The organism is Muriicola sp. E247 (assembly GCF_041358175.1).
GTDB lineage: Bacteria > Bacteroidota > Bacteroidia > Flavobacteriales > Flavobacteriaceae > Muriicola.
In genome coordinates this window covers 69263-81590 of sequence record NZ_JBGKBE010000005.1, presented here as the reverse complement: position 1 = coordinate 81590, position 12328 = coordinate 69263, and the positions used below count along the sequence as shown (strand labels likewise).

Annotated in this window: 14 protein-coding genes and 1 other RNA gene; 4 read left to right on the top strand and 11 right to left on the bottom strand. The window is 41.6% G+C overall.

Annotated elements, in window-relative coordinates:
* Positions 1 to 38: 38 nt before the first annotated feature.
* From ACA086_RS09085 to ssrA, 7 genes are all read right to left on the bottom strand, one after another.
* The gene (locus ACA086_RS09085; RefSeq protein WP_369749009.1) at positions 39 to 368 is read right to left on the bottom strand and encodes a YegP family protein; all 330 of its coding nucleotides are present in this window, start codon (positions 366 to 368) and stop codon (positions 39 to 41) included.
* Between the two features lie 147 nt (positions 369 to 515).
* Positions 516 to 737 carry a hypothetical protein gene (locus ACA086_RS09080; protein WP_369749008.1) on the bottom strand — a complete coding sequence of 74 codons (222 nt, stop codon included), beginning with the start codon at positions 735 to 737 and terminating at the stop codon, positions 516 to 518.
* Positions 738 to 976: 239 nt separating this feature from the next.
* Complete coding sequence (locus tag ACA086_RS09075; protein WP_369749007.1) at positions 977 to 1342, bottom strand: PKD domain-containing protein; 366 nt, start codon at positions 1340 to 1342, stop codon at positions 977 to 979.
* A gap of 79 nt (positions 1343 to 1421) precedes the next feature.
* Positions 1422 to 2408, bottom strand: coding sequence for a lipid A-modifier LpxR family protein (locus tag ACA086_RS09070; protein ID WP_371003000.1), 987 nt, complete (start codon positions 2406 to 2408; stop codon positions 1422 to 1424).
* Between the two features lie 128 nt (positions 2409 to 2536).
* Positions 2537 to 2827 (bottom strand): hypothetical protein, encoded by a 291-nt coding sequence (locus ACA086_RS09065; RefSeq protein ID WP_369749005.1) that lies wholly within the window; start codon positions 2825 to 2827, stop codon positions 2537 to 2539.
* A gap of 307 nt (positions 2828 to 3134) precedes the next feature.
* Positions 3135 to 3434 (bottom strand): GIY-YIG nuclease family protein, encoded by a 300-nt coding sequence (locus ACA086_RS09060; protein ID WP_369749004.1) that lies wholly within the window; start codon positions 3432 to 3434, stop codon positions 3135 to 3137.
* Between the two features lie 727 nt (positions 3435 to 4161).
* Positions 4162 to 4559, bottom strand: a transfer-messenger RNA (tmRNA) gene (gene ssrA / locus ACA086_RS09055).
* Between the two features lie 109 nt (positions 4560 to 4668).
* Between ssrA and ACA086_RS09050 the strand changes: the two genes are divergently transcribed.
* Complete coding sequence (locus tag ACA086_RS09050; RefSeq protein WP_371003116.1) at positions 4669 to 5874, top strand: NAD(P)-dependent oxidoreductase; 1206 nt, start codon at positions 4669 to 4671, stop codon at positions 5872 to 5874.
* 3 nt (positions 5875 to 5877) lie between these two features.
* On the opposite strand, the gene ACA086_RS09045 is transcribed toward ACA086_RS09050, so the two are convergent.
* Positions 5878 to 6996: an Sb-PDE family phosphodiesterase gene (locus ACA086_RS09045; protein ID WP_371002999.1), complete on the bottom strand. Its 1119-nt coding sequence runs from the start codon at positions 6994 to 6996 to the stop codon at positions 5878 to 5880.
* Between the two features lie 320 nt (positions 6997 to 7316).
* Between ACA086_RS09045 and ACA086_RS09040 the strand changes: the two genes are divergently transcribed.
* Positions 7317 to 7481 (top strand): hypothetical protein, encoded by a 165-nt coding sequence (locus tag ACA086_RS09040; RefSeq protein ID WP_371002998.1) that lies wholly within the window; start codon positions 7317 to 7319, stop codon positions 7479 to 7481.
* A gap of 12 nt (positions 7482 to 7493) precedes the next feature.
* Positions 7494 to 7859 (top strand): DUF1801 domain-containing protein, encoded by a 366-nt coding sequence (locus tag ACA086_RS09035; protein WP_371002997.1) that lies wholly within the window; start codon positions 7494 to 7496, stop codon positions 7857 to 7859.
* Here ACA086_RS09035 and kdsA read toward each other — a convergent pair whose 3' ends face one another.
* Entirely contained in the window at positions 7860 to 8684 is an 825-nt protein-coding gene (gene kdsA, locus ACA086_RS09030) for a 3-deoxy-8-phosphooctulonate synthase (RefSeq protein ID WP_371002996.1), read from the bottom strand. It lies immediately after the preceding gene.
* 151 nt (positions 8685 to 8835) lie between these two features.
* Here kdsA and typA point away from each other — a divergent pair, with 151 nt between their 5' ends.
* Entirely contained in the window at positions 8836 to 10635 is a 1800-nt protein-coding gene (gene typA, locus ACA086_RS09025; protein WP_371002995.1) for a translational GTPase TypA, read from the top strand.
* A gap of 30 nt (positions 10636 to 10665) precedes the next feature.
* Here the strand turns inward: typA and ppgK are convergent, their stop codons facing one another.
* Complete coding sequence (gene ppgK, locus ACA086_RS09020) at positions 10666 to 11418, bottom strand: polyphosphate--glucose phosphotransferase (RefSeq protein ID WP_371002994.1); 753 nt, start codon at positions 11416 to 11418, stop codon at positions 10666 to 10668.
* An 88-nt stretch (positions 11419 to 11506) separates the two neighbouring features.
* A complete protein-coding gene (locus tag ACA086_RS09015) occupies positions 11507 to 12319 on the bottom strand; it encodes an NUDIX domain-containing protein (protein ID WP_371002993.1) in 813 nt (270 codons plus the stop codon).
* Positions 12320 to 12328 lie beyond the last annotated feature (9 nt).

Here is a 12328-nt window from a genome sequence, read left to right as displayed (position 1 = left end):
CTGATTAATTTCAGGGTTAGATAATAAGCGCTCAGTGTTTATGAATTATCTACCACTTTTGCCGAAGGAGCATTCTTTTTTACTGAAGCAATACCACTAGCCATGGAGGATGCGGAAGCATACATCTGACTCGCTCCTATCTCCTGCCCGTTAGAGGCTTTCAGGCCAAAATACGGTTTTCCGTTTTTAGCGACTTTTCGCTCGAACATAGAGTCGTTCTTAGAATTTTTTCTAACAGATTCAATGCCATTTTCGCAGGCCGATTTGGTCTTATATGCTTCACTGCTCAAGATAACTTGTCCGTTACCTGCCTTAAGATTGAATCGGAATTGACCTGATTTGTCTTTTTTAATCTCGAATTTGCCCATTTTGAAATATTTTTATTTTCTCAAAATTAACACTTAAAACTAAATTTTTTAGGAATATGACAAAAAATAATCCACATCTTACTGTGGATTATTAAATCATTATCAATTTTTTACGATTTTCTCTGAGGAACAAGAGAAGTTGGATTGCTAGATCACCGGAGATCCTTTGATCCGCTTTTCTATCTTTTGCTTTTTTTCGGTCAATCGTTTCATAAGATCCATAAGTTCCGGATCTTTCGTTTTTTTGTATATCTCGTTCAATCCCAGGATCAGTGCCTTGGCATCTCTCGATGCCTGTACCCTGTCACTGGTAGACATATGACTCATTTTTAAGTTTTCAAATGTCTCTGCCCTTTTAAGTAAGTCCATAGTAGTACGTTTCAAAAATCAAGGCCAAAAGATAGGAAAGATTTCAGATAAGCCATATCTAACTTAGCATAATATTTTCATATAATTTACTTAAACAAATGTGAAAGGTATCTGAGATCTATGCTGATTAAATGTTAATACCTGTATATCAAGTAAATAGAATTCCCTATATCATCTATTCCAATACAAAGATGATCATAAAAAAGGAGTAAAATACGGCCTAAAATTCTAGAATCAGATCAGTTTGCTGCCGGAGGATCAACCACGGTGATAAAATTCTCGAGCAATAAGGTGTTTTCTGCTTCACTGTTTATCGCAGTTAGGGTAACGTCATAAGTTCCTGCAACCTGATATTCAATAGAAGGTTCTACTTCGGTACTGGTTCCGGGTGTTCCACCCTCGAAAGTCCACTCAAAAGAAGTGGCATTTGTTGAACCGTTTACAAACTGAACCCTTGTACCTGCACGAATGGTTGTAGCCAAAGCGTCAAAATCTGCAACAGGCGGACTGATAACTGTATTCGTATCATCGCCTTCGTCATTTGAACATTGTACAGTTAAAAAGGCTAGTAAAATAAGGCTAAATAGATTCTTTGCGGTTTTCATAAACAATTTTTACAGGCTAAAAATACTAAATTTCTGTAGTTTCTGTGAAAAGAAAAAGTAAGTGACCAACCCTATTTTCTTAGAAGTTTCTGGCATAGGAAAGGGTAATGAACTTATGTGACTTGTTTCCCGCCGCTTCAGCCGACTGGATTTGGTATCTAAAGCGATATTCATTTTTCTGAAATCGGTGTTGAACGCTAAAGGTTCCAAAAATTAAATTCTCGTTGGCATCGATAAGAAAAATTGAATCATCTCCGAGGGCGTTCCCTTGTAACATGCCATTATAAAACACCTTCCTATAGCCAGCCTGAAGGGTGATGAAAATTTCCCTTGCCGTGCTCCCTATGCGTTCATACACCATGCTCGACATCAATGGATTTCTCCGCCCGAAAAAAGCGATAAGGTTGATTTCGCCGTATTGATCCCTTGTTCCAAACGCAACCTCGGGCTGCAGACCCAGGCTAACAGAAAAGGGGAGTGGAGCAAGCCACCATTCCCGATGTAAATTGAGATACAGGTTAGCGTGAAAACTATTGTTCATTTCCCCTACCCAAACCGGCGGATCGGATACTACCAAAAAATTGTGGTACCAGCGCTGAAATCCGCCTGCACCGGAGTTATTTCCGGCAAGGCCAAGGAGTAGTCTCGTTTCTAGCGCCCTGTTTTCCCTTACTCTGGACCAGCTCGCCTGTAATCCTGAGAATCCCACGTAAGGTCGGTCCTGCTGCGAAATATCGGTAGTTGTAATATTAGAAGGGGTGAAGATTTCCTGTCCCATAGTGAGCGAGAGTTGCTGCTGCTCATTTTCCCTTACCGATGATCTCAGTCGCCGTGTATAACTCAGAAAAAGCCCTGAAGAATAGTAGCGATCACTTAGGGTGAGGAAGTCATTGTCGTGTTTTAACCTTAACTGACTCCGAATTAAAGTATCTCTTTCGTCAGATATGAATTCCTGACCTTGGATATTTACCTGGATCAATAACAAGATTGTTATCAAAAATGCCAAAGCCTGAGAAGGATTTGATTTATTGAAGGCAGTAATAGTCCCAGAAAAGATCAAGGTCACTTGGTTGCATTTTAATCAGGTCCTAAGATATGAAGGAAAGCAGCGGAATAATTGCATGAGATTGTCAGATTTTCTAAAATTTAACTTTGAAGTACTGTTGTGAAGTGTGCTAACTCTCGGTAAGAGGTTTATTGATTATTTTCCAGGGCCTTCAGGCTATCAACTTCTTTGCGGAATCGCAGTATGATAAAGCTGTCTAGTTCTTGTCCTATACTATCCCGCATCAACCTCCAATTGGCAGCATTCAATTTTATAGTATAATCCCTGATTTGATTAAATCTTTCCAGATTATACCTATTTGCTTTCCAGGCTGCTTCCGTACTCTCCTGGTGTTTGAGATCTTGAAGGTATATCCCAATGCCAAATCCAACTATTACAATAGCTAGAACAATAGCAAATTTGGTCTTGGTTATATTCAAAATTGATTTTTTGGGACTCCTAATCTAAGGGAAATCCTGCAATAGAACTCAGAAATTCCTTGATTTCATCATTTAAAACGTTAAAGCACATAGATTTAGGCATTAAGAGAGGCAAATTGGTAGTTAAGAAAGAAATCAATTCTGCGAACAATGGGCTTCTATAATTTAATGATCTTAGTCTTTCAAATTGTATATGTAGGTTTTGGGGAGATTACCTTCGGTGTTCTATATGCTTCAGATCTGCAACCTTAAAGACAGAGCTCCAGTCTATTATTTAAATGAGGCTAAACCAAGCTGCCGATAGTATTTATATCAATCTTTTATTTCTGAAAGCAATTCCAGATCCCGACTTTAAATACCGCTCAAAGTCATAAGCTTTTTGGACATCTGAAAAATAGGAGACATGGATGAGTCTAACCGGGAGTTTGTCTTTAGTAAAAGACACCTTGCGTTCTCTGTGGGAAGATAGTCTTTTGGTAATATTACTCGTAAATCCAGTGTAGAACTGTCCGTTCTCGCATTTTAAAATGTATATGGCAAAGGGAAGAACCACAATTTTTACGAAATAAGACAAAAGGTATAATTCCAGACTGAAATGATATTGCATAATCATGCTTGGGAAATACATTGAAAACCTCAACCTACCAGAACTATATATTTAACTCAAAATGAAGAGATACAAAAAATAAAGCCCTCCTTCGCTTTTGCTGTGCTCAAGATTTGGAATTAATTAAAATATTAGAACAAGTGGATCGGCATCCGCCGCCCGCGTGCCGCTAAAGCTTTAGCGGGGGCGGCAAGCCCTCTGGAATTGGTATAGTATTAATTTCTGAGTAATAAATAAAGCCTTCCTTCGCTTTCGCCATGCTCAAGCTACGGAAATACTTAAAACAACTAATATTGGATCCAGATCCATCGTAGCCCTCTAGTTATCTATAATATATCGATCTAAATACGGAGTTAAAAAATAAAGCCCTCCTTCGCTTTCGCTTTGCTCAAGCTACGGAAATACGTAAAACAACTAATAGTGGATCCAGATCCACCGTAGCCCTCTAGTTATCTATAATATATCGATCTAAATACGGAGTTAAAAAATAAAGCCCTCCTTCGCTTTCGCTATGCTCAAGCTACGGAGGGCGAAGGTGGAGCCGGGGAGATTACCTCTCCCGATCTCTGTCGGGGTCGGTGTTCACCTGGGAGCCAGTCCTGCAAATCCAAAACCAGCCAGGCTCTGCCTGTCTTATTTTTTATTCTCATCCGCCATTTCAAAACAAGTTCTGATGGCTTCTGAAAATAAAAAACCCGCAGCTTAATGCTGCGGGTTTGGTATTTGATCGTGGAGCCGGGGAGAATCGAACTCCCGTCCAAACAAGCAATATCACCGCTTTCTACATGCTTAGTTTTTGTTTGATTTTAGTTGTTCATCTGACCAAAAACCGCCTAATGAACACTTAGCTTTGTTATCTTTCAACCCTTAATAAAGCAAAAAGGGCTTTATGTTGATTTTTATGGTGCCCCATAACAGATCGCCATCAACAAGGGCTATCCCGGGACATCTCGCTTCCCTGCCTTGCAGAGACGAGGCTAAATCCTACTATAATTCAGATTAAGCGGCAAGAGCGTAATTAGATTCGCCATTTAAAAAGTGTGAAATATGAGATTAACGAGCTGTATCCCAGCGCTCGACATGCTTACAATGCCATTGGTCTCGCTGTCAAAACCAGTCGGCCCCAATATGTTAAAGAACTTACTTTTGTAAAAAGGATTGCGAAGATACCAAAAAGTTTGTGCACCGCCTTAAATCCGCGTAATTTTGAGCAAATTCTATACCAAACCCTATGATACATTTCGGAATCATCAGAGAGCGTAAAAACCCACCAGACAGGAGGGTTGTGCTATCTCCTACAGCCTGCCAAAAAGTCCTGAAATCCTTTCCAGATGCTAAAATAAGTGTAGAACCTTCACCTATTCGTGTTTTTCACGATGACGAGTACCGGTCCGCAGGTATTTCGGTAACCCCTGCTATGGAAAACTGCGATGTATTAATAGGCGTAAAAGAAGTCCCTATTGAAGCTTTGATCCCTGGGAAAAAGTATTTCTTTTTCTCTCATACAATTAAGAAACAGCCCTATAACCGGAAGTTGTTGCAGGCCGTTTTACAAAAGAATATCGAGTTGTACGACCATGAGGTGATTACGAACGAGAAAGGCGTAAGACTTGTTGCTTTCGGACGCTATGCGGGTATTGTTGGAGCTTATAATGGGATGCGTGCCTATGGTTTAAAAAGCTCATCTTTTGAAATTCCAAAGGCAGAAACACTGAAAGATCAACAGGATTTGATCAGGACTTTAAAAACCATTTCATTACCACCTGTCAAAATTCTCCTGACAGGAAAAGGCAGAGTAGGGAACGGAGCTAAAGAAATTCTCGACGGAATGCAGCTCAAAGAGGTGACTGTAGAGGATTACCTGCATAAGACGTTTCAGGAACCGGTCTACTGTCAGATCGATGTGTTAGATTATAATCGCAGAATAGATGGGCAGCAATTACCCATGCAGGACTTCTTTGATCACCCTGAGGAATACGAATCAGATTTTATGCGTTTTGCCAGTGTATCCGATATCTATATTGCAGGACATTTTTACGGCGATGGAGCCCCCTTTTTATATACCAGATCAGACGTGAAACGAAAAGAATTTAAGATTCAGGTGGTCGCTGATATCAGCTGCGATATTGACGGACCGGTCGCCACAACACTGAGGGCCTCCACAATTGCCGATCCCATTTATGGCTATGATCCTGAAAAAGAGGCTGAAACTTCCTATACCCAAGAAGGGGCTATTGCTGTAATGGCGGTAGATAATCTCCCGGCAGAATTGCCAAGAGATGCCAGCGAAGGCTTTGGCGATACCTTTGTTGATCACGTAATTCCGGCATTTTTTAATGGGGATAAAAGAGGCATCTTAGACAGGGCCAGAATGACCCATAAGGGGAAGTTAACCCCTCATTATGCATATTTGCAGGATTATGTAGACGGCAAAGAATAGTTCTTAGTTGAGTTGAATGAGCCAGCTTATTTCAGGACTTGTTTTTGGAGCTGTATAGGCCTTAAGGGCCTTTAACTTCAAACTAATTTGTTTTTGTTGTTCCAGGGTTTTAACTTTCAGTATCCTTGTTTCTCCTGCGGGGATTTCAAATACCGCTGCGTTACTGTAAAAAGTATATTCCATTCTATTTTCAAATAAGAGGTCACTGCTAGAAATATTTTCTAGCTCGATCTCAAGGATTTGTGTGTTCTCTATGTATTCTGCTCTTTTGACCTGAATGCATTTTTGAATCAAAGGAATCAGGAATTCCGATTTCCCCACCAGTAGTGAATTATAAACTGCTACAGTTCTGCCTTCAACCAATGCAGTCCTCAAACTTTCAAGACTTCTTTCCTTTGCAAAAACCAGTGTGATTGGTCGGTGGAATCCCTTTTCGAGATACTGCCAGTCGATTAACCCGTGAATGTCACTGGTACCCATGATAGTGAGATTATGCTCAAGCGCGATGGCGAGTGATTCTTCAGCATAATCGTATTCATTGATCACCTCAATCCCGTGTAATTCTCCTCTTTTGATCAGCTCGAGTTGAAAATCACTCAGGACAGGATTTCCAGTCGGACTCTGCCGGTACCAGGCAGGGTGGTTCCAGAATACAAATGCCCCCTGTTTATTGGCCTCTGCAAAGGGAACCCTGGGATTGGTATCCAATAGAAGATTGGCATCCGTTATAAAGAGGGCATTGCTGTGTCCGATGGGCGCATTGCGGGTAATTTCGGATCCATGTACAACAAGCAGATCGTGCTCTTCCGCCTCTGCGAGAGCCAGTTCGTAGGATCGGTTTCTGTCGGGATGAGGGATGTCATCCTTGTGAGGTTGATATTCCAAATGTTCAGTAAGGGAAATAACATCGAGGTTTTCACGCATGGCCTCCATTACCCTGATGGAAGGCCAGACTTCACCATCTGAAAAAACCGTATGTTGATGAAGATCACTCTTCAGGGTTATAAATCCCGGTATGTCGGGATAGGAAAGAGCCTTGCTACCTACGTGGTTATGATCCTGTGACCGAACGGTTGTAATCAGGAAAATGTGTACACAAAAAATCAGGATTTGTAATCTCATAATATTATCATTTAAGTTGGTATAGGACAAAAACCAATAATTTGTCCTTCTGAGATGGCAGGGTATGCCATTATTTAATTCCTATAATTACTGTACTTAATTTTTGGTTAATTGTCTTTTGCCGACCTGTTTCTAAAAATATCGAAAAGTTGGTTTAAAGTATCCTGATTTTGGAAGAAATTTAATATATTTCATGGATTAACTAATGGGATTCCAGAGTGAAATTTAATTGGATACTTTCCAACGATATGGACGTCAACTTAAAGCGTCAATGTATCGATTTAGAATATCGATTAAGACCGAGAATCACAAAATTCCTGATGGCTCGTTTAGAACATGAATGTTCAGGCGACTTTTCCTCTTTTCATTTTGACGTGGATATGGTCACCAATAATATTAGAATTTCTCCCAGAACGCCTTCCAGATTTGCCAGAATGATCAAACGCGACTTTGAAAGGGAGATCAATAGTCTTTGTTGTAGCTGAGGGATTTTTACAATGGATCCTGCCTCTGCATATATTCTGGATCAAACCGAGCCTTTTCGCTCCATACACCTGTATTTAAAAGAAGTGATCGAAAGGGAAATTCCCGATGTCACCCTTAAATTTAAATACCGGATTCCGTTTTATTACCTGGAAGGAAGGCCTTTCTGCTATCTCAATCAGACTGGGGACTATGTGGACCTGGGCTTTTGGATGGCCGCTCACCTCTGCGTTCATTTGGATAAGATGACCACTAAAGGACGGAAAATGATGAAGTCCCTTCGCTATCGAGATTTAGGGGATATCGATGAAGACATCCTATGCGATATCTTGCGTAACGCATACGAGGTGAGGCATAAAAAGTTTTACTCCAATCCCTAATTACAAATCAAACTGGTTGATTGTTTCCCGCAATTGTGAGAGCTGAGTGAGTAATTGGTCTAATTTATCCAGAGGCAGCATATTAGCCCCATCACTCTTGGCAATTGAGGGATCAAAATGGGTTTCCATAAAAAGACCGTCAACGCCCGCCGCAATGCCGGCACGCGCCATAGTACTGATCAGTGCAGGCCTACCGCCTGTTACTCCTGATGACTGGTTGGGTTGTTGCAATGAATGTGTAACATCTAAAACTACAGGGGCATACTGTTTCATAGTAGGCACTCCCCTGAAATCGACAATCATGTCCTGATAGCCAAACATCGTTCCTCTGTCGGTAATGATCACCTGATCATTCCCCGAATCGGTCACCTTTGTAACGGCGTGTTTCATGCTTTCCGGACTCATGAATTGCCCTTTTTTTAAATTTACCGTTTTACCGGTTCTGGCCGCTGCAACTACAAGATCGGTCTGACGTACAAGAAAGGCCGGAATTTGTAGTATATCTACGTATTCAGCCGCCATTTCAGCATCAGAGACCTCGTGGATATCTGTAACCGTGGGCACATCAAAAGTCTGCGAGACTTTTTGAAGGATCTTTAGTGCTTTCTCGTCGCCAATCCCCGTGAAGGAGTCGACCCGACTCCTGTTGGCCTTTTTAAAACTCCCTTTAAATACATAAGGAATCTTTAATCGATCAGTCACTTTTACAATGTGCTCTGCGATGCGCAAAGCCATATCTTCACCTTCAATGGCACAGGGGCCTGAGAGCAGAAAAAACTGCTGACTATCAATATGTTTTAGGCGCGGGATTTTAGTAAGGTCCATTCTAAAATTTTCGTAAAGGTAGGAATTTGAGGAGACTTTATTGGGACTTGAATTTTACCAGAACTCCCTCAAAACCAGGAATGTAAAATTATTATAACTTTAAGCTTCAGTACAGAAAATAGGACTATCTTTGCCGGCTCAAAACAAAGAGATGTCTACTACCAAAAATATAGCAATTATTGCCCACGTCGACCACGGAAAGACTACCCTGGTTGATAAGATCTTACATTACTGTCAGTTATTTCGTGAGAATGAGAAGACTGGCGATCTGATCCTGGATAACAACGACCTGGAACGGGAAAGAGGGATTACTATCGTTTCTAAGAATGTTTCTGTTACCTATAAGGATACCAAGATCAACATCATCGATACTCCTGGTCACGCCGACTTTGGCGGGGAGGTAGAGCGGGTCTTGAATATGGCAGATGGGGTATTACTTTTGGTGGATGCCTTCGAAGGACCAATGCCTCAAACTCGTTTTGTACTCCAAAAAGCACTGAGCCTGGGATTAAAGCCCTGTGTGGTAATCAATAAGGTAGACAAAGAAAATTGTACGCCCGAAGAAGTACATGAGAAGGTTTTCGATCTGATGTATGAACTGGGTGCTGAAGAGTGGCAGTTAGATTTTCCGGTAGTTTATGGCTCTGCCAAACACAACTGGATGAGTGAGGACTGGAAAAAACCTACTGAAACGATAGAGCCTTTGCTCGAAATGGTCCTGGAACATATTCCCGAATTTAAACCGGCAGAGGGTAATACTCAAATGCTGATCACCTCCCTAGATTACTCCTCTTTTACTGGTAGAATCGCAATCGGAAGGTTACAGCGTGGTAGTTTAAAAGAAGGGCAGCCCATTATTTTGGTCAAAAGGGATGGGAGTAAAGTAAAATCCAGGATCAAGGAGCTCTATACTTTTGAAGGCTTGGGTAAAATTAAGGTACAAGAGGTTGCAACAGGGGATATTTGTGCCCTGGTTGGACTCGAAGGTTTTGACATTGGCGATACTGTTGCAGATAGTGAAAATCCTCAAGGCTTAAAAACTATAGCCATAGACGAGCCAACGATGAGCATGTTGTTCACTATTAACGACAGTCCATTTTTTGGACAGGATGGAAAGTTTGTGACTTCCAGACATATCAAGGAACGCCTCGAAAAGGAACTGGAGAAGAACCTGGCTTTAAGAGTTGAAGAAACTGATAGTGCGGATAAGTTTATGGTCTTTGGGAGAGGTGTACTGCACCTGTCTGTTCTGATCGAAACGATGAGGAGAGAAGGCTATGAGGTACAGATAGGCCAGCCCCAGGTAATTATCAGGGATTTTGACGGTGTCAAATGTGAACCCGTTGAGCAGCTGACCATCGACCTTCCTGAAAATGTTTCAGGAAAGGCAGTGGAAATGGTTTCTGTAAGAAAAGGAGAGATGATAGGGATGGAAGCGAAAGGAGAGCGAATGGTCTGTGAATTTTTAATCCCTTCAAGAGGGATAATAGGATTGAGGAATCAATTACTTACTGCAACCGCAGGGGAAGCTATTATGACACACCGTTTTCTGGAATATCAGCCTATGAAAGGTGATATTCCTCAAAGGCAGAACGGATCATTAGTTTCTATGGAAAATGGGAAGGCAATCCCTTATTCAATTGATAAATTACAGGAGAGAGGTCGATTCTTTATTGATCCGGGAGAAGATATCTACGAAGGACAGGTGATCGGTGAGAACTCAAGAGGTGATGATATGACTATCAATGTCACAAAAACCAAAAAGTTGTCTAACGTGAGGTCGGCGGGTGCAGACGACAAGGCCAAGATTGTTCCTGCCATCAAATTCTCCCTTGAAGAGGCCCTGGAATATATTCAGAAAGACGAATATGTTGAAGTGACACCAAAACACATTCGCTTACGGAAGATTTACCTTAAAGAAGTGGATCGTAAACGAAATAAAATAAATTAGAAAAAGCGCCTGATGGCGCTTTTTTTCTTTCTAATCCAGGGTAATAGGATGGTGCATGGCAGCTGCGGCTGCGCCTATAATTCCTGCATGATTCTGGAGACCGGCCGGAATCACAGGTGTTTCTATGGTTATAAATTCTTTGTATTCATCAAAATCCTTTGATGTTCCCCCACCGAGGATGATCAGATCAGGCGATACAATGACTTCCACAAATTCGAGGAAAATATTAAATCTTTTGCCCCATTCCCCATACGAAAGACCTTCTTTTTCTTTGGCGGAGGCTGCGGCCCATTTCTCAATCTTATCGTATTCCTTGTAGGGTATTTGTCCTAACTCAAAATTTGGGATGAGTTCACCATCCCAGAAAGCCCCGCTTCCCAGTCCGGTACCGATGGTAATCATTACCACAAATCCCTTTCGTCCTTTCCCTATTCCGTAGTTCATGGTGGCATAACCCGCTGCATCGGCATCATTGATGACAGTCACAGGCAAACCGGAGGCCTCACTAAATAGCTCTTTTACGTTTACATTGACCCATTTCTTGTGGAGATTGCCTTTTGATTTACATACCCCATGTCTTAGGGTGGTGGGAAAGCCACAACCAATGGGGCCAGAGTAGTTGAAATGATCTACAATTTCCTTAAAGACCTTAGCCATGGGTTTGGGCTTGCGCGAAGAAGGTGTGGGAATTCGGAATCGTTCTGAGAGCATTTCTCCCGTTATAGAATCCACCAGGGCACCTTTCATGCCCGATCCTCCAATGTCAATTCCCAGTACTGTCATTTAATTTTTAAATAAATGGCGATTCCCGCCCGGTTAGTCGGCCGTAAAAGTAACAAAAAACTAAGAGATAAAAAGTGGGGCAAAATGATTAGATCCTGTCCTGGTTTCGAAGAAAATCGAAAACCAATTGCCCCGCTTTTGATACTTTCTCCCTATCGTTGTATTCTAACCATTGCATTTCCGCGATCTCAGACGCCGGCTGCAGTGTACCTATGTAATTCGATTCGTAGCAGCGTAATCGAACCATAATTCCCTTAGGTCGCCCATCGGCCTGTGCTTCAAAATTGCCGAAAAAGCTAAAACTGTCCGGTTTCAGAATTACCTGCAGTTCTTCCAGGATTTCCCGACTCAGTGCCATGAGGTCTGATTCACCTTTTTCTCTTTTTCCACCAGGGATATAGAACAATTCCTTTCCCTTACTCCTGACACATAAAAGCCTTTTGTTTTCAACCACTACCCATGCGAGTTTGTCTATGATTTTTGGCGAGGGCTCTATATAGTAATCAATAGAATTCAGTGAGTGATTGGGATCAATCGTATCAAGAAATTTGTCGATGCCTTTTCCGAACCCCGTCAGCATACCCAGTTTCTTATTCCTACCAAGAGCACTGGAAATGGTTTCATCCCTGTTGCCGAAGGGGTAACCTCCCTTCCTTTTCCATAACAGATTCAGTAAATGCTGCATCATCACATTGCCCAGCTGGTCAATCGAAACGGCAATCTTTAATAAGTATTCCCCCAGACCTGAAATACCACCTTTAATCAATGAGTAAATTAAGCCGTAAAGAAATCCGACCGGACCTGTGATGACAAGTAATATCAGGGAAATAATAAAGAGCAATACCCCAATCAAGGGGTTCGACTTCTTATCGGGGGCTGAGGTTTTAATCTTCCGTATCAATAGATTTGG